This window comes from Pseudomonas sp. RC4D1 (assembly GCF_018390395.1).
GTDB classification, from domain to species: Bacteria; Pseudomonadota; Gammaproteobacteria; order Pseudomonadales; family Pseudomonadaceae; genus Aquipseudomonas; species Aquipseudomonas danubii.
Window position 1 is genome coordinate 1,968,030 of the sequence record NZ_JAHBAW010000001.1, and the last position, 26,252, is coordinate 1,994,281.

The following is a 26,252-nucleotide window of genomic DNA, read 5'->3' on the forward strand; positions in this document are numbered from 1 at the left end:
CTGCCCAGGCAGCGGCTGCTGGGGCTGCTCAAGGGCGCCGCAAGGTTTTCTGGCGCAGGATGTAAATGCTGACCAGCACCGCGCTGGTCAGCATGAAACCTCGTGCCCAGGGCAGTGGCACCAGGTAGCACGAGAGCCCAATGCTCAGCCACATCAGGCCGATCGCATACACCTTGCCCTTGAGCGGAATGCCATTGCCATCCAGGTAGTCGCGGATCCACGGACCCAGGCGCGGGTGTTGCACCAGCCATTGGTAGAAGCGTGGAGAGCTACGGGCGAAACAGGCGGCCGCCAGCAGTAGGAAAGGGGTGGTGGGCAATACCGGAAGGAAGATGCCGAGTACCCCCAGCGCTACGCTCAGCCAGCCGATGGCCAGCAGAACGTAACGCAACACCAGGGGGCGTTGGCCTATGGGCTTGGCCATAGGCGCCGACTCAGTGGTGGCGAGGCTTGAGCAGCGCCGGTTTTTCGTCGGGTGCGTTGCACAGCAGGTACAGCGCGGTCAGTGCTTCGGGGATCTGCACGATCATGTCGTCCATCAGGTTGGCATCGCTGGCGATGTCGGAGAATTCCGGCTGCTCGTCGAACAGGCCGGAACCCACCATGATCGGCAGCAGCATCTCGCTGACTTCTTCCTCTGCGGTTTCGAACCAGGCTGCTTCACGCAGGAACACGCCTTCCATGAAACCGATGCACCAGCCGCGCAGGTCGGAGTCGTCCGGGTCGTCGCCCAGATCGAGTTCGCAAGGTAGCTCGAACTCTTCATCGGAAGCCAGTTGGCGCGCGATGTGCGCCTTGAGGGCCAGCAGCGTGGATTCGATGGCTTCGCGTTCGGCGTCGTCGCTGTAATGCGGCTCTTCGGCGAACAGGGCGTCGATCCATTCACGGTCGGGAACGCTTTCCGAGCAGATCGACAGCGCGGTCAGGTAGCCGTGAGCGGCCACGTAGTCCAGCGCCTCGTCGTGCAGATCATCTGCGTCGAGGAAGACTTGCAGGCGGGTTAGTTGCTCAGCGAAGGACATTGACGGCTACCTTGGGGAATAAACGATGCTGAATTCTAGGCTTTCTTGAGCGCTCAAGCCAGCCACGGGGCAGATTTGAGCGGTTCTAAAGGTTACCAGCGGTCCATTGTCGGCGCCCTCTGCCGGGAAGGGCTCGGGTATACTCGCGCGTTTTGTGATGCCCTGCAGGCCCGACGGCAAGTGCGGACAAGTCCGCTAACGCATTTGTCGGTGAACCACGCCGACTTTTCGGCCAGTCTGCATCCAGGGAAATCGGCGATTTTTGGAGTTTTTCATGCTCGAACAGGCTCAACGCGTCCTCAAGGACATCTTCGGCTACGACAGTTTCCGTGGTCGCCAAGGTGCGATCATTGAGCGCGTTGCCAGCGGCGGCGATGCCTTGGTACTGATGCCCACCGGCGGTGGCAAGTCGTTGTGCTTCCAGGTTCCGGCCCTGCTTCGCGAAGGCCTGGCGGTGGTGGTCTCGCCTTTGATCGCGTTGATGGACGATCAGGTGGCCACCCTTGAGGAACTCGGTGTTGCGGCCGCCGCCTTGAACTCGACCTTGAGCGCCGAGCAGCAGCGTGACCTGGCGGCGCGTATTCGTCGCGGCGAGGTGAAAATGCTCTACCTGGCACCGGAGCGCCTGGTTCAGCCACGTATGCTGGCGTTCCTGCAGAACCTCGATATTGCTCTGTTCGCCATCGACGAAGCTCACTGCGTGTCCCAGTGGGGGCATGACTTCCGTCCTGAATACCTGCAGCTGGGGCAGTTGGCGGAAATGTTCCCGAACGTGCCGCGCATTGCCCTGACCGCCACCGCCGACAAGCGTACCCGGGAAGAGATCGTCAATCGCCTGCACTTGCAGGACGCCGAGCGTTTTCTTTCCAGCTTCGACCGACCGAACATCTTCTATCGCATCGTGCCCAAGGAACAGCCGCGCAAGCAGTTGCAGGCCTTCCTCAACGAGCGGCGCAGCGATGCCGGGATCGTCTATTGCCTGTCGCGCAAGAAGGTTGACGAAGTGGCGGCCTTCCTCTGTGAACAGGGCTTTACCGCGCTGCCGTATCACGCTGGCCTGCCCAACGAGTTGCGCGCCTATCACCAGAAACGCTTCCTCAACGAGGAAGGCCTGATCATGGTGGCGACCATTGCCTTCGGCATGGGCATCGACAAACCCAACGTGCGGTTTGTGGCCCACATGGACCTGCCCAAGTCCCTGGAGGCGTACTACCAGGAGACCGGTCGTGCCGGCCGTGACGGCCTGCCGGCGGACGCCTGGATGGCCTACGGACTGCAAGATGTGCTGATGCTCAAGCAGATGCTGCAGAACTCCGAAGGCGACGAACGCCACAAGCGTCTTGAACAGCACAAGCTCGATGCGATGCTGGCCCTGTGCGAGGAAACCCGTTGCCGGCGCCAGACATTGCTGGCCTATTTCGATGAGGACATGCCCCAGCCTTGTGGCCATTGCGACAATTGCGTCGATGGCGTGCAAACCTGGGACGCCACCGAGCCGGCGCGCCAGGCACTGTCGGCCATTTATCGCACTGGTCAGCGTTATGGTGTCGGGCACTTGGTAGACGTGTTGCTGGGCAAGGACACCGAAAAGGTCCGCAGCTTCGGTCATCAGCACTTGTCGGTGTTCGGGGTCGGCAAGGCCCGTAGCGAAGGCGAATGGCGCTCTCTGTTTCGCCAACTGGTGGCTCGCGGGCTGGCGGACATCGACCTTGAAGGTTATGGCGGTCTGCGTCTGAGCGACACGTGCCGGCCCTTGCTCAAGGGCGAGGTAACCCTGGAGCTGCGACGCGATCTCAAGCCGCAAAGCACTCCCAAGAGCAGCACCAGCCAGGCCAGCCAACTGGTACGTGGCGAGGAGCGCGAGCAATGGGAGGCGCTGCGAGCCCTGCGGCGCAAGCTGGCGGAAGAACATGGGGTGCCGCCCTATGTCATTTTCCCCGACTCAACCTTGTTGGAGATGCTTCGCAGCCAGCCCGGCTCCATGGCGGAAATGGCCGAGGTCAGTGGTGTCGGTGCGCGCAAGCTGGAGCGTTATGGCGCGGCGTTCCTCGAAGTGCTGGGGGGCGGTGTCGAGGCGCCGAAGGTGGTCGCCGATATCCGCCACGAGCTGATTACCCTGGCCCGTGCCGGGATGACCCCGGTGCAGATCGCCGGGCAACTGCAGTGCACGGAAAAGAACGTCTACACCTTGCTGGCCGAAGCCATTGGCAAGCAGCAACTGTCCCTGGAGCAGGCGCTGGATCTTCCAGAAGACTTGCTGGGGGAAATCCAGGACGCTTTCCTCGACGGTGAGGGCGAACTACCGCCCGTGGTCGAGATCAGCCAAGTGTTTGCCGGACGAGTCCCCGAAGGTGTTTTGTACTGCGTGCGTGCCGCGCTGCAGTCGGAGTTTGAAATGTGAAGGGGTGCGTCAATGTTGTAACGATTCAGTCCCTTAGAGGCCTTGCCTCCTGGCAAGTGTCATGCTTAGCTGACTAATAATTAGTTTTTCTTTATTTTCAGTCTGATCATGAGTGTTTTATGCCGTTAACCGATGAACACCGTTTTGGTATGCAGCTGGCGCATATGTCTCGCGGCTGGCGTGCCGAACTGGACCGCCGCCTGGCCGGGCTTGGCCTGTCCCAGGCCCGCTGGCTGGTGCTGCTGCACCTGGCCCGTTTTGAAGACGCGCCAACCCAGCGTGAGCTGGCGCAAAGCGTTGGCGTAGAAGGGCCAACCCTGGCTCGGTTGTTGGATAGCCTGGAAACCCAGGGCCTGGTCCAGCGCCAATCGGTGGTGGAAGATCGCCGGGCGAAGAAGATCGTCCTCTGTCCTTCCGCGCGGCCCTTGATCGAGCAGATCGAGACCATCGCCACTGCCTTGCGCCATGAATTGTTCATTGGCGTCGACGACGAAGACCTGCGGGTCTGCATGCGCGTTCATGGGCGCATCCTGGCTAATCTGGAAAAATCCTGATGCCTTCAGCCGGGGTTGCCTGACCCCGGTTCGTCCTATTTTCGCTTCCCTTGAATCCTGCTGATTGCGCCGTCCGGTGCGGCATTTGTGCGCCTGTCAGAAGGTTTGGCCAAGGTTCAGCGACAGGGCCTTCTGGTTGTCGTCGTTGAAGCCGTAGCTGAAGTTCAATGGGCCCAGCGGGGTGTCGAAGCCCAGGAAGATGCTCGCGGCATTGATATAGCCGCTGTCGAAGGCGTTGTCGTTGTTCCACACCCGCCCGCGTTCCAGTGAGCCGCCCAGGTAGAGCGGGAAATCCAGTGGCAGGTAGGAGCGTGGTGTGAGTCGGCGAAAGTACACGGCGCGGGCCAGGGTGATGTTCTGCCCGGACAGGGCATCCTGACGGAAGCCGGACAACTGTCGTGCGCCCCCCAGGAGGAAGCTGGAGGTCACGACATCGGCATTGTCCAGGGTTCGGCCATAGCGCCCTCCCAGTACGAAGGTATTGGGGCCGCTGCTCAAGGCCTTGTCGAGCTTGAACTCCCACTGGCGGTAGCGATTGTCCGAACCCAGGCTCGGTTCGAACTGGCGCAGGGTCAGGCCGATGTCTTCACCGGAGTGGGGGAAGTAGACGTTGTCCAGGGAGTCGAAGGAGTACTGCAGCTGGTAATAACCCTCATTGAAGTTCTCGCTGGGCAGGTCGTGATCGCCGATCCGCACATCGGCCTTGCCCCAGGCCTCGCCCACACCGAAACGCACTTCGCCGCTGTTGCCGATCTGCCGCCCCAGATTCAGGCCCAGGCCGTAGCGTTCCAGGCGGTATTCGGCGATCGGATCGTTATCCAGCACCGCCTCGACATTCTGCGCTTGGGCAGCGATAAACGGCGCAATGAAATAGCGTGAACCGGCATCCAAGGGTTGATAGAACTCGCTGTAGATTTCCTGCCGGTCGCCGATCTGCACCCGGGTCAGCCATTCTGCACCGAGGCTGTTGATACCGTTCATGCGATAGCTGGCGCCGATGTTGAAGGCGCTGTCGCCGCGCATGTCATCGGACAGGTTCAGGCCCAGGCGCAAGTAGTCAGTGCCGCTGCGCTTGCCCCGCGCGCTGATCACCAGGGTGTTGTCCTGGCCTTTGTGCACCACTCGGTATTGCACCTGTTCGAAGAAGTCCAGGCCGTACAGGGTGCCCATGTCGGTTTCCAGGCGGCCCAGGTCCAGGGGTTCGCCGATGTGTTGGCGGATGTAGTAGCGAATGACCTCATCGCTGACCTTGGAGTCGTTCTCCACCTTGATTGCGCTGATGATCGGCGTGCGCTGGCTGGGCAGGCGCGCGGCGGCCAGTTGCGCATCCTGTGGTTGGGTCGCACGCAAGCGCGCCAGGCGGGCGTCGAGGATGCGGGTGGCGCGATAACCGGCGTCGATCACCTCCTGGGCTCGACCGAAGTCGGTGACGCCGAAGCTCGACAACGACGGCTGGATCAGCACGTCGTCCTTGTGCAGCGTCGCCAATTGTTCCTCGGAATTGCGCCGGGTCATCAGGGTAATGGACTGGTTGAGCACGTCGACCACGGTGTTGAGTTGCTTGCGCGAGCGCAGCGGCGTGCCGATGTCCACCACAATGGCAATGTCGACTCCCATGTCTCGGGCGACGTCCAGGGGAATGTTGTCGGTCATGCCGCCGTCCACCAGTAGCCGGCCATCGAGCTCCACCGGCGCAAACACTGCCGGAATCGACATGCTGGCGCGGATCACCTGGGGCAGGTGGCCCTTGCGGAACACCACCTTTTCGCCGCTGGCGATGTCGGTGGCCACGGCCCGGAAGGGTATGGGCAGCTTGTCGAAATCCCGGGTGTCGCTGGCGTGCGCCAGCTTGCTCTCTAGCAGTAACGCCAGGTTCTGGCCCTGGATCACCCCCAGTGGCAGGCCCAGGCTACCGTCGTCACGGAAGCTGAGTTTCTGCTTGACCAGGAAATCCCGATCGTCCTGCTTGCGCCGGAAGGGCACGTCTTCCCGGGGCGGAGCGTCGGACAGCGCTTGCCTCCAGTCGATGTTCAGGGCGAGTTTTTCCAGCTCGTCGATCTTGTAGCCCGAGGCATAGAGCCCGCCGATCACCGCGCCCATGCTGGTGCCGGCAATCGCGTCGATGCGGATGCCTTGCTCTTCCAGAGCCTTGAGTACGCCGATATGCGCCATGCCACGGGCAGCGCCTCCGGACAGCACCAGACCGATTTTCGGTCGCGGCGCTTCACTGGATTGAGCGAGCAGGGGCAGCAGGCAGAGGAACAGGCAGGACAGCAGGCGGCGCATCGTGGTTCTCGGGGACGGACGATAAAGCCGGCTATTATAGCGACGCCCTTGAACTCAGGAGTCGGCCGTACCATGACTGAACGTAAACCCGAAGTGGTCATCACCTATTGCACCCAATGCCAGTGGCTGTTGCGAGCCGCCTGGCTGGCCCAGGAGTTGCTGAGCACGTTCAGCGATGACTTGGGCAAAGTGTCTCTGGAGCCTGCTACCGGTGGCACGTTCCGCATTTCCTGCGATGGCGTGCAGATCTGGGAGCGCAAGGCCGATGGCGGTTTTCCCGAGGCCAAGGTACTCAAGCAACGGGTGCGCGACCAGATCGATCCGGAGCGCAACCTGGGCCACAACGATCGTACTCAGTGAGAGCCGGCTTCAGCCGTGGCAGCCTTGCTGCCTGAGCCCATCGACAGGCGACTTGAAACCACGATGGCAACGATGATCAAGGCCCCCCCCATCAGCATGCGCAGCGTCGGATTCTCGCCGAACAGCAGCCAGGCCACGGTAATCCCGTAGACCGGCTCCAGGGCGAAGACCACCGCCGCGGTGCGTGCCTTGATCACTGCCAGGCTGGCGACAAACAGGCTGTGGGCCAGGCCGGTGCAGAAGATTCCCAGCAGACTGATCCACAGCCAGTCCATGGCCCGAACCTGGCCAAGCTCCGGTGCCGCCACCGGTAACAGGCATAGGGCTACCACCACGTTCTGGCAGAGGGCCGCCTGCACCGCAGGAATACGTCCGGAGCTGGCGCGGTTGTTCAAGGACAGCAGGGCAAACAGCAGGCCCGACCCCACGGCCCAGAGCAGGCCGGTGGTGGCCTGGCTGGCCAGATCGAAGTCCGGGGTCACCAGCACCAGGCCGATGCTCACGAGGATCACCAGCAGAATCTCGTTAAAGCGGATTCGCTCGCGGAAGATCAGGCCTTCGAGAATCACCGTAAAGGCCGGGAAGCTGGCAAAGCCCAGGGTGGCAATGGCCACCCCGGCAACTTTTACCGCGACGAAGAAACTCACCCAGTGGCCGGCCAGCAGCAGGCCGCTGACCAGCAGGCGCCGCCCATCGGTGGCGGCCAGTTTCTGCCAGGGGGTATTGCTGGCCAGCCGGGCAAAGACGCCCAGGGCGAGTACGGCAAAGGCGGCGCGGCCGAAGACGATGACCGCGGGCGAAGCGGCGGCGAGCTTACCGAATACACCGGTCAGGCCGAACATCAGGGCGCCGATATGCAGGGCGCCAAGGGCGGTACGCGGAGTCATCTCTATCCTTAGCCACAAGACGGGCAGTAATGGCCTTAGGCTTTGTACAAAAAGCCTTGATACTCGGTGATGCTGCGTCGAAAACGGTCTCGTGCGCGAGTCTGATCGGAATGCTCATTTACACCCCGTAAAGTCGAACGCGACCCCGGCCGTTCCTCGACCGTTTTCGCCTTGCCTGACCTTCGTCTCAACACTTTTCGTACAGAGCCTAGGCGGCAATGGGCTCAGTCTAGGGGCGGGCGATCTGTTGGTCTGTCGCGATCCTGGCGTTTTTTGTCGAGGGACTAGCGTCTGCTCCTTGGCGCAGTTGGCGCGGCGAGTGGCCGTACTGCCGCAGTATTGCTGCGGCAAAGGCACTCTGGGAGCTATAACCCACGCGGCTGGCGATTTCGCCCATGGGCAAGGCTGATCCGCGCAACAGTTCCAGGGCCATGTGCAGGCGCCGGCGTCGCACGTATTCCATGGGGCTGGCCCCGCACTCGGCGATGAACCGTGCGTGCAGACGGGCAGCGGACAGCCCGGCGATGCGGGCCAGGTCGGCCACCTGTAAGGGGTGGGCGGCGTGACGATCGATATGGGCATTCAGGGCGGCATAGGGCAGGCGGCGCTCGCCAGGCTGGCTGTCGGCGCAATGGTTGAGGCTGGCCAGCAGTAGGACTGCGCCTTGCTGGGCAATCAAGGGGTCGTCCACCGGGCTGTCCGCCAGCCAGTTGACCAAGCGGCTCTGGCTCGGCCCCAAGACCCGATGCCGGGGCGCATCGAGCAAACGTCGGCTGGCCTCGGCATGTTCGCCCAAAGACTGTTGCACCCAGCGTTCACCGGGTATGTCCAACACCAGGCAATGGCTTCCGCTGGGGCTGCCGCAGACATGCCGGGCGCCGGCCGGCACCACCACGAAGCTCTGCTGCTGCACTTGGCTGCCCTGGCCTTCGACTTCGAACTGGAGCTGGCCACGCAGGCCGAACACCAGTTGCGCATGCTCGTGGCTATGGGCGATCAGGTCATGGGTGTAGTGGCGCAGGGTGAGAATAGATCCCATCACGGTCTCCTTGGCAGGCGGCCAGTGTACACCGGCGGTCGGAGGGCTCGCGTTGTCATCGCACTGCCGCATTTTTGTCATGGGCTATTAATCGCTGCGGCGCAAGCTCGCAAAAAATCCCGGAGAGCGTCCATGACCCATGCCGAACTCGCCAAGCCCAGCCGCAAGCAACGGGTACGGACCTTATGGATTTCCGATGTGCATCTGGGCACCCGGGATTGTCAGGCGCAACACCTGGCGCAGTTTCTCAAGGGGTATCAGGCCGACCGTATCTATCTGGTTGGCGACATCATCGATGGCTGGAAACTGCGGGGCGGCATGTACTGGCCCCAGGCCCATACCAACGTGATCCGCCGCTTGCTGACCATGAGCAAGCGCGGCACCGAGGTGATCTACGTCACCGGCAATCACGATGAGTTCCTGCGCCGTTACTCCAAGCTGATTCTGGGCAACATCCAACTGGTGGACGAAGCCGTGCACGTCACGGCTGACGGCCGCCATCTGCTGGTGATCCACGGTGACCAGTTCGACGTCATTACGCGATATCACCGCTGGCTGGCCTTTCTCGGCGACTCGGCCTACGAGTTCACCCTGACCCTCAATCGTTGGCTCAATCATTGGCGGGCGCGCTATGGCTACGGTTACTGGTCGCTGTCGGCCTACCTCAAGCACAAGGTCAAGACTGCGGTGAGCTTCATCAGCGACTTCGAGGAGGCCATTGCCCACGAGTGCGTCAAGCGTGAGTTGCACGGGGTGGTCTGTGGCCACATTCACCATGCCGAGATCCGTAAGGTGGGCGAGGTGGATTACCTCAATTGCGGCGATTGGGTGGAGTCCTGCACAGCCCTGATCGAGCACTGGGACGGCAGCATCGAACTCTATCGCCTGGCCGAGGCCCAGGCCCGGGAAGCCCAGCTCAAGGCCGAGCGCATGAAGATGGCGGAGCCGGCCTGAGCGATGGGTTATCGATCAGGCTTCAGGTGGGGCTGGCCTGTTTCCATCGCCGCCTTGTACAGCGACGCTCGGGGCTGGAGTCTATGCCTGCGTCCCGTCACCACAGTGGCTGTAGGGGGCGGCTTGCTGTCCGGCCGGGCCTAGAAGGGGACCTTGCCGAGAATCATGTCGCGGTACATGACGAAGTCCCCCAGCAGGCTGTACAGCGGATGCTGGAAGGTGGCCGGGCGATTTTTCTCGAAGAAGAAATGCCCGACCCAAGCAAAGCCATAGCCGGCAACCGGCAAGGCCAGCAGTAGCAGCCAGGCGCCTTTGCCGATGGCAAAGGCCAGGAGGAAGATCACCAGGCTGGTGCCGATGAAGTGCAGGCGACGGCAGGTGCTGTTGCTGTGCTCACTCAGGTAATAGGGGTAGAACTCGGCGAAGCTGTTGAACTGTCGGATATTTTCCATGGCCGCGATCTCTGTGCTTGTTGTTCGTGAGCGGATGTTCTGCGGGGAGCTTATTTGAGTCTAGAGTCCTTGGCAGCGCTGGCCAGTGACAATAGGCGCCACTTTAGTATCCTTGTGAAATTGGCCGTAGCATGCGGCTCATCATGTAAGAAACCCTCATGAGCGAACGAACGACTTCTGCAAGCTGGGCCTTGGGAATAGTCAAGGCCCTGGAGATGGACGGCCTGGATTGCCGCGCTTTGTTCCTGCAGTTAGGGCTCGACTATGGCGCCCTCGACGACCCCGACGCGCGTTTCACCCAGGACTCGATGACACGGCTCTGGCAGCGTGCGGTCGAGTTGTCCGGCAACCCGGCGATTGGCTTGAACATGGGCAAGTTGGTTCGCCCGGCGTCCTTCCATGTGGCCGGTTATGCACTGATGTCGAGCCGCACCCTGGTAGAGGGCTTTCAGCGCCTGGTGCGTTATCAACGGATCATTGCTGAAAGTGCTGACCTGAGTTTCCGTCTTTTACCTGAGGGTTATGCGCTGATTCTGACGGTGCATGGCGATCATCTGCCCCCTACCCGGCAAAGCTCCGAAGCCTCGCTGGCTTGCGCCCTGGCCTTGTGTGGCTGGTTGACGGGGCGCGCCCTGCAGCCGCGCAAAGTGCTGTTGCAAGGACCGCAACCGCAGGATGTGCAGCCTTACAAGGACATGTTTCATGCGCCGCTGGTGTTCGCTGCGCCTTTTGATGCGCTGATTTTCGAGCGGGCCGACATGGAAGCACCACTGCCAACTGCCAACGAGGCCATGGCCTTGTTGCACGATCGTTTCGCCGGCGAATACCTGGCGCGTTTCTCCGAGAGCCGGGTGACCCACAAGGCGCGGCAAGTGCTGTGCCGTCTGCTGCCGCAGGGCGAGCCCAAGCGCGAGATGGTGGCGCAGACCCTGCACTTGTCCCAGCGTACGTTGCAACGCCGCTTGCAGGAGGAGGGCACCAGCTTCCAGACCCTGCTCGATGACACCCGCCGCGAACTGGCCGAACAGTACCTGGCACAGCCGCGCATGACCTTGCTGGAAATTGCCTACCTGTTGGGGTTTGCCGATCCGAGCAATTTTTTCCGGGCGTTCCGTCGCTGGTTCGATGTCACGCCCGGAGAGTACCGGGCGCGGTTGCTGGCGCTGCCGGGCTCGATCAATGACGCCAGAACGCCGGAATGCACAGCACGAACACCGTGATGATTTCCAGCCGGCCCAGGAGCATGCCCAGGGACAGGATCCACTTGGCAGCGTCGGGCAGGGTGGAGAAGTTGCCCGCCGGGCCAATGGTTTCTCCCAGGCCCGGGCCCACCCCGGATACGGTGCTGGCGGCGCCGGTCAGGGCGGTCATCCAGTCCAGGCCCAGCAGCGACAGGGCGAGGGCGATCATGCAGATGGTGATCGCGAAGAAGAACGAGAAGGTCAGGATCGAGCGGACGATTTCCTCGTCCAGGCGATGGCCGTTGTACTTCTGCTTGATCACTGCCCGGGGGTGGATCAGCTGATTGAGGTTGGCCTTGAGCAGGATGTAGGCGACCTGGAAGCGGAAGATCTTGATCCCGCCCGCCGTTGACCCCGAACACCCGCCGACGAACCCCAGGTAAAAGAACAGCATCAGTGAGAAATTGCCCCACAGGCTGTAGTCACCCAAGGCAAACCCGGTGGTGGTGACCACCGAGGTCACGTTCAGTGCTACGTGACGCAAGGCCTCCAGCCAGTGCAGGTTGGTGGTCCACCAGTACCAGGTGCCGAGCACCAGCCAGGTCACCAGGAGCATGCCCAGCAAGCCCTGGACCTGCTGATCCTTGATCAACGCTTTGCGGTTGCCCCGCAGGGTTGCCACATAGAGGGCGAAGGGCAGGCTGCCGAGGATCATCACCACCACCGCCACCCAGTGCACCGCCGGTTGCTGCCAGTTGGCCAGGGATTGGTCAGAGGTAGAGAAGCCCCCAGTGGAGATCGCCGACATGGCGTGGTTGATGGCATCGAAGATGTTCATCCCGGCCCACCAGAAGGCCAGGCTGCCGAAGATGGTGATGCCCACGTAGGTGGCGACAATCAGGCGCGCCACCATGTGCGAGCGCGGCATGACCTTTTCCGAGCGGTCCGAAGATTCGGTCTGGAACAGGCGCATGCCACCGATGCGCAGCAACGGCAGGATCGCCACCGCCATGCCGATAAAGCCGATGCCTCCCAGCCAGTGCAGCATCGAGCGCCAGATCAGGATGCCCGGGGACATGCTGTCCAGGCCGCTGAGCACGGTGGCGCCGGTGGCGGTGATGCCGGACATGCTTTCAAAGAACGAGTCGGTGTAACTGATGTGCTGGGTCAGCAGGAACGGCAGGGCGGCAAAGATACACACCACCACCCAGCTGGAGACCGTCAGCAGGTACATGTCCCGGGGGCGCAGGTGAATATGCTCGGGACGGCCAGGAATCACCAGAGCCAGGCCGGCGATGAAGGTGATCATGCTGGCCCAGAGGAAGGACGGCAGGTCGCCGGTGCGTTCGAAGATCACCAGTGTCGCCATCGGCACCACCATGGCGATGGCCAGGGTGATGAGGAAGATGCCGATAATGAAACCAATGATCCTTAAGGTCGGCAACGCCATGTGTTCCGCTCGGGCTGGTATGAGAAGGGCGCCCATTCTACCTGCGGTGCAGGGCATGTAAACCGGCACCCGGCCGGCAGATACCGCTAGAATAGCCGGACATTTTTTTCAGGAGGTGGCCGATGGAGGCTCTCGACGCTTTGCTCAACCGTGTTTCCGTGCCGCGCCTGGTGGAGCCAGCCCCCACGGCGCAGCAACGCGAAGCACTGTTCGCTGCCGCCTTGCGGGCGCCGGATCACGGGCAACTGCGCCCTTGGCGCTTTCTCACCGTTGAAGGTGAAGCCCGTGACCAGTTGGGCGAACTGCTGGTCGAAGCGGTACAACTGCAAGGCGGCGAAGTGACTCAGGCCGCGTTGGACAAGGCTCGGGCCATGCCGCTGCGTGCACCGCTGGTGGTTGTGGTCGTGGCACGGCTGCAGGAGCATTTCAAGGTGCCCAAGTCCGAGCAATTGCTGGCGGCGGGCTGTGCAGCCCACGGTATTTTGCTGGCAGCCTATGCCCAGGGTATCGGCGCGGTATGGCGCACGGGCGAGTTGTCCTATTCGCCCCATGTGGCCAAGGGGCTGGGCCTGGCGGACGGCGAAGAGATCATCGCCTTCCTTTACCTGGGCACGCCGCTGAACGAACCGCGGGTCGCACCGAAAGTCGACACCGCCGAGTTCGTCAGCGCCTGGACCGCCAGGGCCTGATTATCCCCTTCGAAAGCTGAGTACCTTGCGGGCAAGCCCGCTGCTGTCGAACCTCGCAGCAGCGGCTTGCCCGCGTTGCATTCAGGCCTGCACCACGGCTCCCGGGACCAGGGGCAGCTCCAGCGTGGCGATGAATCCGCCCAGGGGATGGTTGCCCAGTATCAGGCTGCCGCCGTGGCGTTCCGCTGCGCGGCGGGCGATGGCCAGCCCCAGGCCATGGCCTGGAGCACTCTGCCCTGGGGCGCGGAAGAACGGCTCTCCCAGTTGTCGCAAGTGCTCGGCATCCACGCCAGGACCATGGTCGCGCACGCTGATCTGGATCTTCTCGCCCTGGCGCAGGGCCGTGACTTCGATCGGTTGCCCGGCAGGATTGAAGCGCTGGGCGTTGCGCAGCAGGTTGTCCACCGCCCGTTCAAGCATGGTCGGCCAGCCCCGCAGGCTTAGTTGCGCTTGGGCAGTGATCTGGACCTGCTGCTCGGGACAGGCCAGTTGCGCGTCTTTTTGCAGGGCCTGCAGCAAGGCGTTGAGGTCGACCTCTTCGGCGCTGGCGTTGTCCGCATCGACCCGAGCCAGCACCAGGATCTCGCTGATCAGCGCCTCCAGACGATCACATTCCCGTGTCAGGCGTGGCCAGAGTCTCTCCCGTTCTTCGGGGGCGGCGCGCTCCGCCAGTGCCAGGGCAATACGCAGGCGCGCCAGGGGCGAACGCAGTTCGTGGGAGACATCCCTGAGCAGTTGGCGCTGGCTGCCGATCAGGCTCTGCAGGCGTGAACCCATGCGGTTGAAGTCTCGGGCCAGCACGCCGAACTCGTCACGGCGATTGGCCAGGCGCGCCAGGCTGTTCTGCTGATAGGTGGCCTGGCCAAGGTCGTGAACCGCGCCGCGCAGGCGGCTCAAGGGGCGGGTGATGGACAGGGTCACCAGCAGGCTGAACAGGGTCAGCACCACCAGGGCAATGGCCAGGGCGCTGAGGGGCCAGGTCAGGCTGTCGCGATGCCAGGCATCCAGTTCCGGATGGGGGATGCGGTAGATGAACAGGTAGGTGTCGCCGGTGGTCGGGCTGGTGTATTCCGCTGTCAGGCGGCGCCAGGGCAGGTGGCGGTCATCGTTGTTCTGCCGGGCTTCGAAGGCAGCCGCGCGGCGCGGGAAAGTCCCGCGTACCACCGGGTCGCCGCTCTCGTTGAGTACCTGAACATCGATGTGGTACTGGCGCTTGCGCTGCTGGAGGATGTCCTGGGCGGCGTCTTCGCCCTGGGTCTCGTAGGTTTGCGTCCACTGTGCGGTGAGGCTGTTGAGCCCCGGATGGCGGCTGAGAATCCAGGCGTCCTGGTTGAGCATGTGCCCAAGCAGGATCGACAGTCCTGCAACCAGGGTGATGGCCAGCCAGAAACTGGCCAGGATGCGCCAGAACAATGAACGCACAGGAACTCCTCGAGCGCGAAAGCCCAGTGGGGGAGGCCACTGGGCTATTAGGGTGAACGCTAACGCATTATTGTGCTTTTTGCGGTTGTTGCGCTTTCCAGGCCTTGAACTGGGCCCATTCGGCGCGACGTTCCTCTTGTTTCTTGACGATGGCGTCGAACTCTTTCTGTTGTTCGGGCTTGAGCAGGGCGCGGATGTCGGCCTGGGTTTTCTGCTGTTTGGCGGCCAGTTCATCCTTCATGGCTTTCTGGTCGGCCGGCGAGAGTTTCTCCAGGTACTTTTCCACCACGGCCTTGCGGTCGTGCATTTGCTCGCCCATCAGTTTGCCGATCTGCTGACGCTGTTCACGGCTCAGGTCCAGTTCGCTGAAGGGGCCTTTGCCGCGCATGTGTTCGCTGTGCCGAGGGCCGTCCATCGGGCCCATCGGGCCGTTGCCTTCAGGCATGGCCATGGCCACGGTTGGCAGGGCGGCGGCGAACATCAGGGCGATCAGGGTCTTGCGCATGGTGTCTCTCCTTGTCTCATTCCCGGTAAGTTCCGGATGAGTTCAGGTTACCCAGATCAAGGTCAGCGGCAGTCAGCGGAGGGTAAAGCTTGGGTAAAGAAGGTATTTCCGGGCCCTGACAAATGCGCCAGGGCACATTGCAATCACAGGCTGTAGTAATAACCGCGGCTGCGCAGGGCGACGATTCGTGGGCGGCCGTCGGGGTGGGGGCCGATCTTCTTGCGCAGGTTGCTGACGTGCATGTCCAGGCTGCGGTCATACAGGGTCAGTTTTCGGCCCAGGGCGATCTGCGCCAGCTCCTGCTTGTCCAGGGGCTCGCCAGGCTGCTTGAGCAGGGCTTCCAGCAGGCGGCTTTCGGAAACGGTCAGGGTGATGTCCTGTTCGTCGATGTTGACCACGCCGCGCACTGGGCTGAAGCACAGATCGCCCAGCTCCATCTGGCTGGAGGCTGCCACCGGGTGGCTGCGGCGCAGCACGGCGCGCAAGCGGGCGGTGAGTTCGCGAGGGTCGCAAGGCTTGGCCAGGTAGTCGTCGGCGCCCAGTTCCAGGCCGAGGATACGGTCCAGGGGCTCGCCACGGGCCGAGAGCATCAGTACCGGCAGGTCGGGGTGGTCGTTGCGCAGTTGCTTGAGCAGCTCCAGGCCGCTGCCGTCGGGCAGCATCACGTCCAGGACTACGGCAGCCGGGGCCATTTCCGACAAGGCCCGGCGTGCACTCAGGCCATCGTGGCAGGCCCGCACTTGAAAGCCTTCCTGGCCGAGCCAGCTGCTCAGTAGCTCGCACAGCTCCTGGTCGTCATCAATCAGTAACAGGTCGCTCATGAATCACTCAATTTAGCCATTGTCGACGCTTGCGATGTCCGCCACTGGCAAAGATACCGCAGAGCAGGGCGATGAGGGCCACGCCGCCGCCGGTGACGAACCATTGCTGCTGGTCGGTCAGCAGGTGTGGCGCCGGGTTGGCCTGGGCCTCTTTGAGTTGCAGCTTGAGGCGCTGGTTCTCCTGGCGCAAGCGGGTCAGCTGCGGGCTTTCCCGTTCGGCATCGGCACTCTGCAGTTGTTTGCTCAGCTCTTCACGCAGGCGTTCGCTTTCTTTCAAGCGTTGCTGCAACTCGGTGATCTGACTGCCGGCGCTCAGGGACAGCGGCGTGGAATGGCCGGTTTCCTGGGTTTCCTCGGCAAGGGCCGGAGCCCCGATCGACAACATGACCAACAGCAGGCACAGCGGACCTTGGCGCATCGAAACTCCTGATTCCAATCGAGTGTTGGGCAGGTTGTCGGCCGTCAAACGAGAATAATGAGCGATTGAGAACGCGATGAACCGTGAAGGTTCATCGCGTCAGGGAGGATTTACGGCATCGATTGCCTGAACGGCTTGACCTGCACATGGGCATAGACGCCGGAGGTCACGAAGGGGTCGGCGTCGGCCCAGGCTTGGGCGGCGCTCAGGGAGTCGAACTCGGCGACGATCAGGCTGCCAGTGAAGCCGGCGGCGCCAGGATCATTGCTGTCGATCGCCGGGTGTGGGCCGGCCAGCACCACACGCCCTTGGTCCTTGAGCACTTGCAGCCGTTCCAAGTGCGCCGGCCGGTTGGCCAGACGTTTTTCCAGGGAGTTGGCGACGTCTGTGGCAATGATTGCGTAAAGCATGTCAGTCCTCGGTTTTCGGGGTAGTGGGATCAGCGTCATGCAGGTGGCGCGACAGGTAGACGCCCTGGCCCACCAGGAACAATACAGTCATGCCCAGGCTGCCGAAGACCTTGAAGTCGACCCAGATGCTCTGGAAGGTGAAGGCGACGAACAGGTTGGCGGCGCCGCAGAACAGGAAGAAGGCGATCCAGGCGATGTTCAGGCGGGTCCACACCGGGTCCGGCAGGGTCAGGGCATGGCCCATGATGCGCTTGATCAACAGGCGATCGCCGATGAAGTGGCTGCCGGCAAAGGCCAGGGCGAATAGCCAGTTGACCACCGGCGCCTTCCATTTAAGGAAGGTTTCGCTATGGAAGGCCAGGGTCAGGCTGCCAAAGACCAGGCAGGCGATCAGGGTCAGCCATTGGCTTTTTTCCAGTTTGCGCTGGGAAATGAACAGTGCGCCGTAAACCACCAGGGAGCTGATGATCAGTACTGCGGTGGCGCTGTAGATACCGCCCACGCTGACTTCGTGACCGGCAAGGTCGACGATCCGGGGATCGATTTTGTAGACGATGAAAAACAGGAACAGCGGGATGAAGTCGATGAATTGTTTCACAGTGGCAGCCAGAAGCAGGATGTGGCGGCATAATAACAAACATCCTTGGTAGCGAAAGCGCCAGCTGACTTGAGGTTTTATCGTCCTGTGAATGTTGATTTGCACTGCCATAGCACGGCCTCCGACGGCGCCCTGGCGCCTGCGGTCCTGGTTGCGCGTGCGTACGAGAGAGGCGTGCGAATCCTGTCCTTGACCGACCACGACACCCTCGAAGGCCTGGCGGAGGCCCGTCAGGCAGCGGCGCAACTGGGCATGCAGTTGGTCAACGGCGTCGAGCTGTCCTGCACCTGGGGCGGCGCCACTATTCATGTGCTGGGCTACGGATTCGATACCCAGGCCCCGGCCTTGGTGGCGGCCATCGACAAACTGCACGAGGGGCGCTGGCTGCGCTCCGAGGAGATCAGCCGCAAGCTGGCCCTCAAGGGCATGCCCGGGGCGCTGGAAGGCGCCAGGGCGATCCAGCAGGAGTTGGGGGACAGTGGCAATGCCCCGGCGCGGCCGCACTTTGCCGACTATCTGGTACGTGCCGGTTTTGTGAAGGATCGTGCCGAAGCTTTTCGCAAATGGCTGGGGGCGGGAAAGCTGGGGGACGTCAAACAGCATTGGCCGACACTGGAAGACACCGTCGGCACCCTTCGCGAGGCGGGGGCCTGGGTCAGTCTGGCCCATCCCTGGCATTACGATTTCACCCGCAGCAAGCGCCGCCGCTTGATTGCCGACTATATTCAAGCCGGCGGCCATGCAATCGAAGTAGTCAATGGCCACCAACCTGCAGAGCAAGTGGGCAGTTTGGCTATCCTTGCTCGTGAATTCGGACTGCTGGTCAGCGCTGGCAGTGACTTTCATGGCCCAGGAGGCTGGTCCGAGATCGGCGAGTATCGTCCGGTTCCGGAGGACCTGCCGCCACTTTGGTGTCGGTTCAAACATGAGCCAATTATTGCCGCCTGAACAGGTAGAGACAGTGAGTCAATTTTTCCAGATCCACCCGGAAAACCCACAGCCACGTCTGATCAAACAGGCCGTCGAGATCATTCGCGGCGGTGGCGTGGTGATTTATCCCACGGATTCGTCCTACGCCGTTGCCTGCCAGATGGGTGACAAGGGCGCGATCGAACGAGTGCGGCGCTTGCGTCAACTGGACGACAAGCACAACTTTGCGCTGATCTGCAGTGACCTGTCGCAGTTGGGGCTGTTCGCCAAGATCGATACCGGCACTTTCCGCCTGCTCAAGGCCCATGTGCCGGGGCCTTACACCTTCATTCTCAATGCCACCCGGGAAGTCCCGCGTCTGCTGCTGCACCCCAAGCGCCGCACCATCGGCCTGCGGGTGCCGAGCAATCCTATTGCCCTGGCGCTGCTGGCCGAGCTGGGTGAGCCCCTGATGAGCGTCAGCCTGATCATGCCCGGCGATACCGAGGCTCTGAGCGACCCCTATGAAATGCGCCAGCTACTGGAGCATCAGGTGGACCTGATCATCGACGGCGGCTTTGGCAGCACCGAGTCCTCCACGGTGATCAGCCTGGCCGATGGTGAACCGGAAGTGATTCGCGTCGGTTGCGGCGACCCTGCGCCGTTCATGGCCGAGGCCTAGATGTCCGTACTGGAAACCGTCGACGAGCAGGCCGGCGCCCAACAGGAGCTGCCATTCGCCATGGTCTACGGCCAGGCGGTCATGGAAATGCCCCTGGACCTGTACATCCCCCCGGATGCCTTGGAGGTCTTCCTCGAAGCCTTTGAAGGCCCGTTGGACCTGCTGCTGTACCTGATTCGCAAACAGAACATCAACATCCTCGACATCCCGGTGGCGGAAATCACCCGTCAGTACATGGGCTATGTGGAGCTGATGCAGTCGGTGCGCCTGGAGCTGGCCGCCGAGTACCTGGTGATGGCGGCGATGCTGGCCGAGATCAAATCGCGGATGCTGCTGCCGCGCTCCGCTGAGATCGAGGAAGAAGAGGACGATCCCCGGGCCGAACTGATTCGCCGCCTGCAGGAGTACGAACGCTTCAAGGCGGCCGCCGAAGGCATCGACGGCCTGAGCCGGGTCGGCCGCGACGTGGTGGTGCCCAAGCTTGATGCCCCGGAGGCCCGGGCGCGCAAGCTGCTGCCGGATGTGGCCCTGGAAGAGTTGCTGATGTCCATGGCCGAGGTGCTGCGCCGTGGCGACATGTTCGAAAGCCATCAGGTCAGCCGCGAGGCCTTGTCCACCCGCGAACGCATGAGTGATGTGCTGGAGCGGCTCAAAGGCGGTGGCTTCGTGCCCTTTGTCGAGCTGTTCACCGCAGAAGAGGGGCGCCTGGGAGTGGTGGTGACCTTTATGGCGATCCTCGAACTGGTCAAGGAATCCCTGGTCGAGCTGGTGCAGAATGAGCCCTTTGCGGCCATCCACGTACGGGCGCGAGCCGAATAACGAGCTTAAATCATGAATTTGAATGAACCCCGCGAGCTGGCGCCCCTGCTCGAAGCCTTTCTGTTGGCCTCGGGAAAACCCCAGTCCCTGGAGCGCCTGTTCGAACTCTTCGAAGAAGCCGAGCGACCGGACCCGGCCGTCTTCAAGAAGGCCCTGACCCTGCTGGGCAAATCCTGCGAAGGGCGGGCTTTCGAGCTCAAGGAAGTGGCTTCCGGCTATCGCCTGCAGATCCGTGAAAAGTTCGCGCCCTGGGTCGGCCGCTTGTGGGAAGAGCGCCCGCAGCGCTACTCCCGTGCCCTGCTGGAAACCATGGCCCTGATTGCCTACCGTCAGCCGATTACCCGGGGCGAGATCGAGGATGTGCGCGGCGTTGCGGTCAACAGCAACATCGTCAAGACCCTGCTCGAACGCGAGTGGATTCGGGTGGTGGGTTACCGCGATGTGCCGGGCAAACCGGCGATGTTCGCCACCACCAAGGCGTTTCTCGACCATTTCAACCTGAAGAACCTCGATGACCTGCCGCCCCTGGCCGAGTTGCGGGAGATCGAGGCCGAGCCGGTGCTGGAGTTCGACGATGCGCCGGTGCCCGAGCACCTGCAGCAGTTGGCCGATGCCAGCGCCGAGCCTGAGGAACCCAAGGAAGAAACCAGCTTCCATAGCCTGCTGCTGGAGCTGGACTCCATGGAGGAGGGAATCAAGACCGACTTCGACGACCTGCATCGTGATGGCGCGGTTGAGTCAGAGAACCCGGAGCCGCTGTTCGATCAGCCTGAGGGGCAAACCGAGGCTGCCGTCCCTGATGACAACTCTGATGACACCGATGAACTTGCGGTCGAGCCCGAAGAGGAGCCGCTGCTTGACGCCGAGGACGATGTGCTGGGCGTTGCCGAGGCCCGAGCCAAGTTGCTGGCTGCCGTTGCGGCCCTGGAGCCTTCGGCGCCGGACTTGAGTGAAGAAGAGGCCGAAGCCCTGGCCCTGGCCGAAGCGATCGAAAACGAACGCCGTCTGCTGGACGACTGACCGTAGCTGGCTGGCCAGTGAAGGTGTCGACCGGTTGGGTGCAAGGCGTGTGGGCCTCTTCGCCGGCAAGCCGGCTTGTGCAGAAGGGGCGCCGGTGGGCGGAAAAAAGCCTGGGCGGCGACTTATCAACTAGTCTGTGATGCGCAACCGCCGCCATGAGCGTATGATTCGCGACCCTTTGGCGATCCCTTCGCCAGAGAACCTGTTTTCACGTCTTCAGGCCGCTCTAGCCTGAAGCGATACACCGGGAGGTGCCCAGATGAGCGATAACGATCAGAACGACCAGGAAATCCGTCCAGCCGGCGAGAAGCTGCAGAAAGTCCTCGCCCGCATTGGCGTCGGCTCGCGCCGCGACGTCGAGTCCTGGATCAGCCAGGGCCGGATCAAGGTCAACGGCAAAGAGGCCACCCTGGGCCTGCGCGTCGACCTGCATGACGCCATTTCCATCGATGGCAAGGTGATCAAGCGCGAAGAGGCCGCCGAATCGGTGCGCCGCGTGATCATGTACAACAAGCCCGACGGCGAGATCTGCACCCGTGACGACCCGGAAGGCCGTCCGACCGTGTTCGACAAGCTGCCGCGTCCGCGGGAGGGCCGCTGGATCAACATCGGCCGCCTGGACATCAACACCACCGGCTTGCTGATGTTCACCACCGACGGTGAGCTGGCCAACCGCCTGATGCACCCGTCCTACGAAATGGACCGCGAGTACGCAGTGCGTGTGCGTGGTGAAGTCGACGACGAGATGATCGAGCGCCTGAAGGCGGGCGTCATGCTCGAAGACGGCCCGGCCAAGTTCACCGATATCCAGCAGGCGCCTGGCGGCGAAGGTTTCAACCACTGGTACCACTGCGTGGTGATGGAAGGCCGCAACCGTGAAGTGCGTCGCCTGTGGGAGTCCCAGGGCCTGGTGGTGAGCCGACTGAAGCGCGTGCGTTTCGGCCCGGTGTTCCTCAACTCCGACCTGCCCATGGGGCGCTGGCGCGAAATGAGCCAGTACGAAGTCGACGTGCTCAGCGCCGAAGTCGGCCTGACGCCGGTGGCGCTGCCACAGCTCAACGCCAAGTCCAAGGACAAGCTGGAGCGCATGCAGCGCAAATCCTCGCGTCCGGTGGGCAAAAGCGAGCGTGTACGCACCCTGCGTCCGGCCAATGGCGCACCGGCCAATCCGCGGGTGTCCCGCGAGCCGCAGATCGAAGGCGAGCGTCCAGGGCGCAAGCCGGCGGCCCGTCAGGATGGCGAGCGCGCGCCACGTGCACCGCGTCCGGCAAGCGGCCGTGGTACTCCAGTAGCCGAGCGTCCGGCGGACACCAAGCGTCCAGCCAAGCCGGCACCGAAGTCCAAGCGCCCAAGCCTGGTGCTGGACAAGGACGCACCGTCCGGCAAGCGCCGTGGTGCCCCGGCCGGTAGCGGCCAGCGTCCAGGCTTCGGTCGTCGCAAGCCGGAATAAGCTCCGGCCCGCAGACAAAAAAACGCCAACCTTCGGGTTGGCGTTTTTTTTGCCCGGTGTTTCGTAGGAGCCGGCTTGCCGGCGAATAGACTCTCAAGCCTTGGGCAAGGCTCATGATCGCCTTCGCCGGCAAGTCGGTTCCTGCATCAAGGAGGGTTAAAAGGCGAACTGGCCGTCGAACACTGGTTTGTTGTCCACCGCCAGCACGCCGGCGCTGAAGATCAGGTCCAGGTGGTGGCTGCCCTTGGCTCCGCCTCCCAGCCCCAGATGCAGGCCGCAATGACGCTCTTCAAAGCCGGAGTTGCGTCCGTACAAGGACTTGATGCCTTCGTTGGTGCCGATCCCCAGCTCCTCGATGCGTCGGTTCGACGGGTTGGCGTCCAGGTACTTGTTGAAGTCATTGGCCAGCCCGGGCACCTGGGTGGCGACCTGGCGGATGCTGGAGTTCTCGATCCACAGCTCCAGCGGAGTCTGCAGCACCCCGTACTTGCGAGCAAAGGGGATGGTGCTGAGGAAGGTGCCGAGGAATTTCACATGGCCATTGATTGCATCGCTGTGGGTGGCGATCTCACCCGGTGCCAGGTCGTAATTGCCCACGCCGTTGATGTCGGTCCACTTCTTCACGCTGTTCAGGGGCGCCTCGAAATACGAGCCCTGGGGATCGCTGAAGCTCAGGGTGCTGGCGTGGGACAGGCGCCGGATCAAGGTGGCGTTGAGGTCGGCGATACGTTGTGGCTCGACGCTGAAGGTGTCGTAGAAATAGTCGCCGTAATCCTTGAACAGCAGGGACTTCTTCCAGTGTTCGGCCATCAGGCCATGCAGGGGGCGGAGGAATTCCGGGCCATCGGGGCGTGGCTGGGGCAGGGTCGAGGAGTCGTAGAAGAAGATGTACAGGTCACAGTCGATGATCGCCTGGGCGAGGCGTTCGGCCGGCTCCAGGTCCAGGCGCAGGGCGCTGACAGTCAGGGGTGTGGCCTGGCGCGATTGTTCGATGATGGCGTTGGCCATGGCCTGGTAGTCGGCGGTATGACCGATCACCACATTCGATGCCTGGGCACCGCTCAAGGCCGGATGGCGTTCGAGGTAGTACAGGAAATGGCGGATGGCGCGGGTCTGGTCCATAAAACCTCCCTGGAGGACAAAGGTGACCGGGGCAGGCGCGAGGCCTGCTCCGGTCCGGGCGCCTTACATCGGCCACATCGCCGTGCCGAACGGCACCACCGCCTCGGCCTGCATCATTTCCACGGCCGCATCGTGGGTTGCCGCTTCGAACCAATCGTCCAGTTGCAGTTCGGTTTCCAGGTCTTGTTCCAGTGTTTGCATGGTGACTCTCCTAGATGACATAGGGCACAGCAGTCCATTGGCGGAACGGATCAACAGCGGCGAACGGGATGGTTGCGAGGGCTGCTCATCCACTCCTCGTACTTGTCGGATGAGGCATCCGGCAAGTGGCTGGAAACCTAGTTCAGGGGATTTTGAAGTGCAAAAAAATAATTAGATTATTTTCTACTGAACTTTATTTTCTATTTTAAGGGCGGAAATTTATCACCTGAAAACAAAAAGCTAAGGCTTTTTCCGATGTGGGATGGCGTGCGCGTCAATTTGCAGTCGCCGCGCTGGTCGATCTGGTTTGGCAAATTAACGTTACGCACTGTAAAGAAAGTATTACGAAATCCTCCGTGTTTCGCCCTGAATCGGCCAAGGCTCGGACGCTGTAAGGAAAAGCTGCCGTCGGGCATCGGTTAATCCGCTCGCCAGAGCTCTGGCCCGCTTGTTCCAGGGCGCCAAGGCAGGTGAGATGCACACCTGCCTGCGTACAGGTGCATAACAAGAAGGAGGCGCAATGAACGCCGTAACCGACTTTCACCGACACCCTTCGAAGGGCGATGGTCATCGCACCTTCATCGACGACCCCACTCGGTCCGTCCAACTTTGCGCCGCCGATGCCGAGCATCGAGCAGGCCCCTCAGGATCCCGGTTACCGGCACGCTGATACAGCGGTGTCTGGCGGCAGGGGGTCAGGGGTGTACAATGCGCGGCGTTTTAACTGTGACCCAACTGCGTACCCGCGCACTTTGCGTCTGCGCCGCGTGTTTCAGCCTGCTACCAGGGCGCTGAAGACACTGCTGCCGGGCCAATAAACTCAAGGTTATCCACCTTGTTCACTCCGCCGCGTCACGAGCGTGGTGGGTTCGATTTCGTCACAGATAAAAACAAACAGGTGACGCATGACCGTTAGAAAAACGCTGAACTTCGGGTGCCTGCGCTGGGGTTTGCTCCGCGCCGCTTAAGCCTTCACCGGGCGGCAACGTCTTGCAAACATCATCAAACCTTGCGTGAGAACCTTTTCATGAGTGGACAAAACTCGCATTCGGGCGAGCTGAAACGCGGCCTGAAAAATCGCCATATTCAACTGATCGCCCTGGGTGGCGCGATCGGTACCGGTTTGTTCCTGGGGTCGGCCGGGGTGCTCAAATCCGCCGGTCCGTCGATGATCCTCGGTTACGCCATCTGCGGTTTCATCGCCTTCATGATCATGCGCCAGCTGGGCGAGATGATCGTTGAAGAGCCGGTGGCCGGTTCTTTCAGTCACTTCGCCCATAAGTACTGGGGCGGCTTTGCCGGTTTCCTTTCCGGCTGGAACTGCTGGATTCTCTACATCCTGGTGGGCATGTCGGAACTGACCGCGGTCGGCAAGTATGTGCATTACTGGTGGCCGGAGGTGCCGACCTGGGCCTCGGCGGCGGTGTTCTTCGTGATGATCAACGTCATCAACCTGGCCAACGTCAAGGTGTTCGGCGAGGCCGAGTTCTGGTTCGCCATCATCAAGGTGGTGGCCATCGTCGGCATGATCGCCCTGGGCAGCTACCTGCTGGTCAGCGGTAACGGCGGCCCGCAGGCATCGGTGAGCAACCTCTGGTCCCATGGCGGCTTCTTCCCCAACGGCGTCAGCGGACTGGTGATGGCCATGGCGATCATCATGTTCTCCTTCGGCGGCCTGGAAATGCTCGGCTTCACTGCAGCAGAGGCCGACAAGCCGAAAACCGTGATCCCCAAGGCTATCAATCAGGTGATCTACCGCATCCTGATTTTCTACATCGGCGCCCTGGTGGTGCTGCTGTCGCTGACCCCGTGGGACACCCTGCTGGTGACCCTGAATGCCTCCGGCGATGCCTATAGCGGCAGTCCGTTCGTCCAGGTGTTCTCGATGCTGGGCAGCAACACGGCAGCGCACATCCTCAACTTCGTGGTCCTGACTGCAGCGTTGTCGGTGTACAACAGCGGCACCTACTGCAACAGCCGCATGCTGCTGGGCATGGCCGAGCAGGGCGATGCGCCGAAAGTCCTGGCCAAGATCGACAAGCGCGGCGTGCCGGTGCTGTCGATCCTCGCCTCGGCGGTGGTGACCTTCGTTGCCGTGGTGCTCAACTACCTGATTCCCCAGCACGCCCTTGAGCTGCTGATGTCCCTGGTGGTGGCAACCCTGGTGATCAACTGGGCCATGATCAGCTACTCGCACTTCAAGTTCCGCCAGCACATGAACCGTACCGGTCAGACCTCGCTGTTCAAGGCGCTGTGGTACCCCTACGGCAACTATGTCTGCCTGGCGTTCGTGGTGTTCATCCTCGGCATCATGCTGATGATTCCAGGCATTCAGATCTCGGTGTACGCGATCCCGGTGTGGGTGGTGTTCATGTGGGGCTGCTACCTGATCAAGAACAAGCGCAGTGCTCAGCACTCGCTGCAAGCAGCCAGCACTGCGCTGAAGTAAGCGCGGCCTCGGCCATGACAGACCCGGCTCCGGCCGGGTTTTTCATGCCTGTGATCTTTGTGGGAGCGAGATCGCTTTCGTCGGCCAGTCGGCTCCTGCATGGGAGCTGACCGTTGCAGGCGCTGGCTTGCCAGCGAACAGGTCCGCAAGA

General features: G+C 62.1%; 27 protein-coding genes. 12 read left to right on the top strand and 15 right to left on the bottom strand.

From position 1 onward, the window contains the following. Positions 1 to 28: 28 nt before the first annotated feature. Together KHO49_RS08960 and KHO49_RS08965 are read right to left on the bottom strand one after the other, a co-directional pair. Complete coding sequence (locus KHO49_RS08960) at positions 29 to 424, bottom strand: YbaN family protein (protein WP_102864085.1); 396 nt, start codon at positions 422 to 424, stop codon at positions 29 to 31. A gap of 10 nt (positions 425 to 434) precedes the next feature. Further along, the gene (locus KHO49_RS08965) at positions 435 to 1,022 is read right to left on the bottom strand and encodes a UPF0149 family protein (protein ID WP_102864084.1); all 588 of its coding nucleotides are present in this window, start codon (positions 1,020 to 1,022) and stop codon (positions 435 to 437) included. 274 nt (positions 1,023 to 1,296) lie between these two features. Here KHO49_RS08965 and recQ point away from each other — a divergent pair, with 274 nt between their 5' ends. Both recQ and KHO49_RS08975 read left to right on the top strand, forming a co-directional pair. Next, positions 1,297 to 3,423, top strand: a complete 2,127-nt coding sequence (gene recQ / locus KHO49_RS08970; protein WP_102878823.1) for a DNA helicase RecQ — start codon at positions 1,297 to 1,299, stop codon at positions 3,421 to 3,423. A gap of 119 nt (positions 3,424 to 3,542) precedes the next feature. Beyond that, positions 3,543 to 3,977, top strand: a complete 435-nt coding sequence (locus tag KHO49_RS08975; RefSeq protein WP_102864082.1) for a MarR family transcriptional regulator — start codon at positions 3,543 to 3,545, stop codon at positions 3,975 to 3,977. A gap of 96 nt (positions 3,978 to 4,073) precedes the next feature. Here the strand turns inward: KHO49_RS08975 and KHO49_RS08980 are convergent, their stop codons facing one another. Continuing rightward, on the bottom strand, positions 4,074 to 6,263 hold the full coding sequence (locus KHO49_RS08980) for a patatin-like phospholipase family protein (protein WP_102864081.1): 2,190 nt from the start codon (positions 6,261 to 6,263) through the stop codon (positions 4,074 to 4,076). 72 nt (positions 6,264 to 6,335) lie between these two features. On the opposite strand from KHO49_RS08980, the gene KHO49_RS08985 reads away from it, so the two are divergent. Further along, positions 6,336 to 6,623 carry an Rdx family protein gene (locus KHO49_RS08985; RefSeq protein ID WP_102864080.1) on the top strand — a complete coding sequence of 96 codons (288 nt, stop codon included), beginning with the start codon at positions 6,336 to 6,338 and terminating at the stop codon, positions 6,621 to 6,623. Here KHO49_RS08985 and KHO49_RS08990 read toward each other — a convergent pair. Next, on the bottom strand, positions 6,617 to 7,510 hold the full coding sequence (locus tag KHO49_RS08990) for a DMT family transporter (RefSeq protein ID WP_213664919.1): 894 nt from the start codon (positions 7,508 to 7,510) through the stop codon (positions 6,617 to 6,619). The two genes, KHO49_RS08985 and KHO49_RS08990, sit on opposite strands and share 7 nt — an antisense overlap. Positions 7,511 to 7,739: 229 nt before the next feature. Then, on the bottom strand, positions 7,740 to 8,549 hold the full coding sequence (locus tag KHO49_RS08995; RefSeq protein ID WP_213664920.1) for a helix-turn-helix transcriptional regulator: 810 nt from the start codon (positions 8,547 to 8,549) through the stop codon (positions 7,740 to 7,742). A 132-nt stretch (positions 8,550 to 8,681) separates the two neighbouring features. On the opposite strand from KHO49_RS08995, the gene KHO49_RS09000 reads away from it, so the two are divergent. Then, positions 8,682 to 9,503, top strand: coding sequence for a UDP-2,3-diacylglucosamine diphosphatase (locus tag KHO49_RS09000; protein ID WP_102878827.1), 822 nt, complete (start codon positions 8,682 to 8,684; stop codon positions 9,501 to 9,503). 140 nt (positions 9,504 to 9,643) lie between these two features. On the opposite strand, the gene KHO49_RS09005 is transcribed toward KHO49_RS09000, so the two are convergent. Then, positions 9,644 to 9,955 carry an Mpo1-like protein gene (locus KHO49_RS09005; RefSeq protein ID WP_110595140.1) on the bottom strand — a complete coding sequence of 104 codons (312 nt, stop codon included), beginning with the start codon at positions 9,953 to 9,955 and terminating at the stop codon, positions 9,644 to 9,646. A gap of 158 nt (positions 9,956 to 10,113) precedes the next feature. Between KHO49_RS09005 and KHO49_RS09010 the strand changes: the two genes are divergently transcribed. Continuing rightward, positions 10,114 to 11,175, top strand: coding sequence for an AraC family transcriptional regulator (locus KHO49_RS09010; RefSeq protein WP_102864076.1), 1,062 nt, complete (start codon positions 10,114 to 10,116; stop codon positions 11,173 to 11,175). On the opposite strand, the gene KHO49_RS09015 is transcribed toward KHO49_RS09010, so the two are convergent. Next, positions 11,132 to 12,586: a TrkH family potassium uptake protein gene (locus KHO49_RS09015; protein ID WP_102864075.1), complete on the bottom strand. Its 1,455-nt coding sequence runs from the start codon at positions 12,584 to 12,586 to the stop codon at positions 11,132 to 11,134. The genes KHO49_RS09010 and KHO49_RS09015 overlap by 44 nt on opposite strands. Positions 12,587 to 12,708: 122 nt before the next feature. On the opposite strand from KHO49_RS09015, the gene KHO49_RS09020 reads away from it, so the two are divergent. Beyond that, the gene (locus KHO49_RS09020; protein ID WP_102864074.1) at positions 12,709 to 13,275 is read left to right on the top strand and encodes a nitroreductase family protein; all 567 of its coding nucleotides are present in this window, start codon (positions 12,709 to 12,711) and stop codon (positions 13,273 to 13,275) included. 81 nt (positions 13,276 to 13,356) lie between these two features. Here KHO49_RS09020 and KHO49_RS09025 read toward each other — a convergent pair whose 3' ends face one another. The 6 genes from KHO49_RS09025 to KHO49_RS09050 all read right to left on the bottom strand — a co-directional run bounded on the left by KHO49_RS09025 (position 13,357) and on the right by KHO49_RS09050 (position 17,449). After that, the gene (locus tag KHO49_RS09025; RefSeq protein ID WP_213664921.1) at positions 13,357 to 14,697 is read right to left on the bottom strand and encodes a sensor histidine kinase; all 1,341 of its coding nucleotides are present in this window, start codon (positions 14,695 to 14,697) and stop codon (positions 13,357 to 13,359) included. Positions 14,698 to 14,764: 67 nt separating this feature from the next. Next, positions 14,765 to 15,202, bottom strand: coding sequence for a Spy/CpxP family protein refolding chaperone (locus tag KHO49_RS09030; RefSeq protein WP_102864072.1), 438 nt, complete (start codon positions 15,200 to 15,202; stop codon positions 14,765 to 14,767). A gap of 143 nt (positions 15,203 to 15,345) precedes the next feature. After that, positions 15,346 to 16,023 carry a response regulator transcription factor gene (locus tag KHO49_RS09035; RefSeq protein ID WP_213664922.1) on the bottom strand — a complete coding sequence of 226 codons (678 nt, stop codon included), beginning with the start codon at positions 16,021 to 16,023 and terminating at the stop codon, positions 15,346 to 15,348. Positions 16,024 to 16,030: 7 nt separating this feature from the next. Then, positions 16,031 to 16,441, bottom strand: coding sequence for an SH3 domain-containing protein (locus tag KHO49_RS09040; protein WP_213664923.1), 411 nt, complete (start codon positions 16,439 to 16,441; stop codon positions 16,031 to 16,033). Positions 16,442 to 16,551: 110 nt separating this feature from the next. After that, positions 16,552 to 16,851 carry a YciI family protein gene (locus KHO49_RS09045; protein ID WP_102864069.1) on the bottom strand — a complete coding sequence of 100 codons (300 nt, stop codon included), beginning with the start codon at positions 16,849 to 16,851 and terminating at the stop codon, positions 16,552 to 16,554. A gap of 1 nt (position 16,852) precedes the next feature. After that, positions 16,853 to 17,449: a septation protein A gene (locus KHO49_RS09050; RefSeq protein WP_102864068.1), complete on the bottom strand. Its 597-nt coding sequence runs from the start codon at positions 17,447 to 17,449 to the stop codon at positions 16,853 to 16,855. 87 nt (positions 17,450 to 17,536) lie between these two features. Between KHO49_RS09050 and KHO49_RS09055 the strand changes: the two genes are divergently transcribed. The 5 genes from KHO49_RS09055 to rluB all read left to right on the top strand — a co-directional run bounded on the left by KHO49_RS09055 (position 17,537) and on the right by rluB (position 22,329). Beyond that, positions 17,537 to 18,397 carry a PHP domain-containing protein gene (locus tag KHO49_RS09055; protein WP_102864067.1) on the top strand — a complete coding sequence of 287 codons (861 nt, stop codon included), beginning with the start codon at positions 17,537 to 17,539 and terminating at the stop codon, positions 18,395 to 18,397. 13 nt (positions 18,398 to 18,410) lie between these two features. Next, positions 18,411 to 19,040 carry an L-threonylcarbamoyladenylate synthase gene (locus KHO49_RS09060; RefSeq protein WP_102864113.1) on the top strand — a complete coding sequence of 210 codons (630 nt, stop codon included), beginning with the start codon at positions 18,411 to 18,413 and terminating at the stop codon, positions 19,038 to 19,040. Further along, positions 19,041 to 19,859, top strand: coding sequence for a segregation and condensation protein A (locus KHO49_RS09065; RefSeq protein WP_102864066.1), 819 nt, complete (start codon positions 19,041 to 19,043; stop codon positions 19,857 to 19,859). It begins immediately after the preceding gene. Positions 19,860 to 19,871: 12 nt separating this feature from the next. Further along, positions 19,872 to 20,879: an SMC-Scp complex subunit ScpB gene (gene scpB / locus KHO49_RS09070; RefSeq protein WP_102878832.1), complete on the top strand. Its 1,008-nt coding sequence runs from the start codon at positions 19,872 to 19,874 to the stop codon at positions 20,877 to 20,879. A 259-nt stretch (positions 20,880 to 21,138) separates the two neighbouring features. Next, positions 21,139 to 22,329: a 23S rRNA pseudouridine(2605) synthase RluB gene (gene rluB / locus KHO49_RS09075; RefSeq protein WP_102878833.1), complete on the top strand. Its 1,191-nt coding sequence runs from the start codon at positions 21,139 to 21,141 to the stop codon at positions 22,327 to 22,329. Between the two features lie 156 nt (positions 22,330 to 22,485). Here rluB and KHO49_RS09080 read toward each other — a convergent pair whose 3' ends face one another. Next, a complete protein-coding gene (locus tag KHO49_RS09080) occupies positions 22,486 to 23,451 on the bottom strand; it encodes a CgnE/CgnB domain-containing protein (protein WP_102878834.1) in 966 nt (321 codons plus the stop codon). A 63-nt stretch (positions 23,452 to 23,514) separates the two neighbouring features. Further along, positions 23,515 to 23,652 carry a hypothetical protein gene (locus tag KHO49_RS09085; RefSeq protein ID WP_162884115.1) on the bottom strand — a complete coding sequence of 46 codons (138 nt, stop codon included), beginning with the start codon at positions 23,650 to 23,652 and terminating at the stop codon, positions 23,515 to 23,517. 1,027 nt (positions 23,653 to 24,679) lie between these two features. Here KHO49_RS09085 and KHO49_RS09090 point away from each other — a divergent pair. Then, the gene (locus KHO49_RS09090) at positions 24,680 to 26,101 is read left to right on the top strand and encodes an amino acid permease (protein WP_110595144.1); all 1,422 of its coding nucleotides are present in this window, start codon (positions 24,680 to 24,682) and stop codon (positions 26,099 to 26,101) included. The last annotated feature ends 151 nt before the right edge of the window (positions 26,102 to 26,252 follow it).

Bases quoted from the DNA above. Each gene is read 5' to 3' on its own strand.
- KHO49_RS08960 (WP_102864085.1), bottom strand. From the start codon at position 424: ATGGCCAAGCCCATAGGCCAACGCCCCCTGGTGTTGCGTTACGTTCTG.
- KHO49_RS08965 (WP_102864084.1), bottom strand. From the start codon at position 1,022: ATGTCCTTCGCTGAGCAACTAACCCGCCTGCAAGTCTTCCTCGACGCA.
- recQ (WP_102878823.1), top strand. From the start codon at position 1,297: ATGCTCGAACAGGCTCAACGCGTCCTCAAGGACATCTTCGGCTACGAC.
- KHO49_RS08975 (WP_102864082.1), top strand. From the start codon at position 3,543: ATGCCGTTAACCGATGAACACCGTTTTGGTATGCAGCTGGCGCATATG.
- KHO49_RS08980 (WP_102864081.1), bottom strand. From the start codon at position 6,263: ATGCGCCGCCTGCTGTCCTGCCTGTTCCTCTGCCTGCTGCCCCTGCTC.
- KHO49_RS08985 (WP_102864080.1), top strand. From the start codon at position 6,336: ATGACTGAACGTAAACCCGAAGTGGTCATCACCTATTGCACCCAATGC.
- KHO49_RS08990 (WP_213664919.1), bottom strand. From the start codon at position 7,510: ATGACTCCGCGTACCGCCCTTGGCGCCCTGCATATCGGCGCCCTGATG.
- KHO49_RS08995 (WP_213664920.1), bottom strand. From the start codon at position 8,549: ATGGGATCTATTCTCACCCTGCGCCACTACACCCATGACCTGATCGCC.
- KHO49_RS09000 (WP_102878827.1), top strand. From the start codon at position 8,682: ATGACCCATGCCGAACTCGCCAAGCCCAGCCGCAAGCAACGGGTACGG.
- KHO49_RS09005 (WP_110595140.1), bottom strand. From the start codon at position 9,955: ATGGAAAATATCCGACAGTTCAACAGCTTCGCCGAGTTCTACCCCTAT.
- KHO49_RS09010 (WP_102864076.1), top strand. From the start codon at position 10,114: ATGAGCGAACGAACGACTTCTGCAAGCTGGGCCTTGGGAATAGTCAAG.
- KHO49_RS09015 (WP_102864075.1), bottom strand. From the start codon at position 12,586: ATGGCGTTGCCGACCTTAAGGATCATTGGTTTCATTATCGGCATCTTC.
- KHO49_RS09020 (WP_102864074.1), top strand. From the start codon at position 12,709: ATGGAGGCTCTCGACGCTTTGCTCAACCGTGTTTCCGTGCCGCGCCTG.
- KHO49_RS09030 (WP_102864072.1), bottom strand. From the start codon at position 15,202: ATGCGCAAGACCCTGATCGCCCTGATGTTCGCCGCCGCCCTGCCAACC.
- KHO49_RS09035 (WP_213664922.1), bottom strand. From the start codon at position 16,023: ATGAGCGACCTGTTACTGATTGATGACGACCAGGAGCTGTGCGAGCTA.
- KHO49_RS09040 (WP_213664923.1), bottom strand. From the start codon at position 16,441: ATGCGCCAAGGTCCGCTGTGCCTGCTGTTGGTCATGTTGTCGATCGGG.
- KHO49_RS09045 (WP_102864069.1), bottom strand. From the start codon at position 16,851: ATGCTTTACGCAATCATTGCCACAGACGTCGCCAACTCCCTGGAAAAA.
- KHO49_RS09065 (WP_102864066.1), top strand. From the start codon at position 19,041: ATGTCCGTACTGGAAACCGTCGACGAGCAGGCCGGCGCCCAACAGGAG.
- scpB (WP_102878832.1), top strand. From the start codon at position 19,872: ATGAATTTGAATGAACCCCGCGAGCTGGCGCCCCTGCTCGAAGCCTTT.
- rluB (WP_102878833.1), top strand. From the start codon at position 21,139: ATGAGCGATAACGATCAGAACGACCAGGAAATCCGTCCAGCCGGCGAG.
- KHO49_RS09080 (WP_102878834.1), bottom strand. From the start codon at position 23,451: ATGGACCAGACCCGCGCCATCCGCCATTTCCTGTACTACCTCGAACGC.
- KHO49_RS09085 (WP_162884115.1), bottom strand. From the start codon at position 23,652: ATGCAAACACTGGAACAAGACCTGGAAACCGAACTGCAACTGGACGAT.
- KHO49_RS09090 (WP_110595144.1), top strand. From the start codon at position 24,680: ATGAGTGGACAAAACTCGCATTCGGGCGAGCTGAAACGCGGCCTGAAA.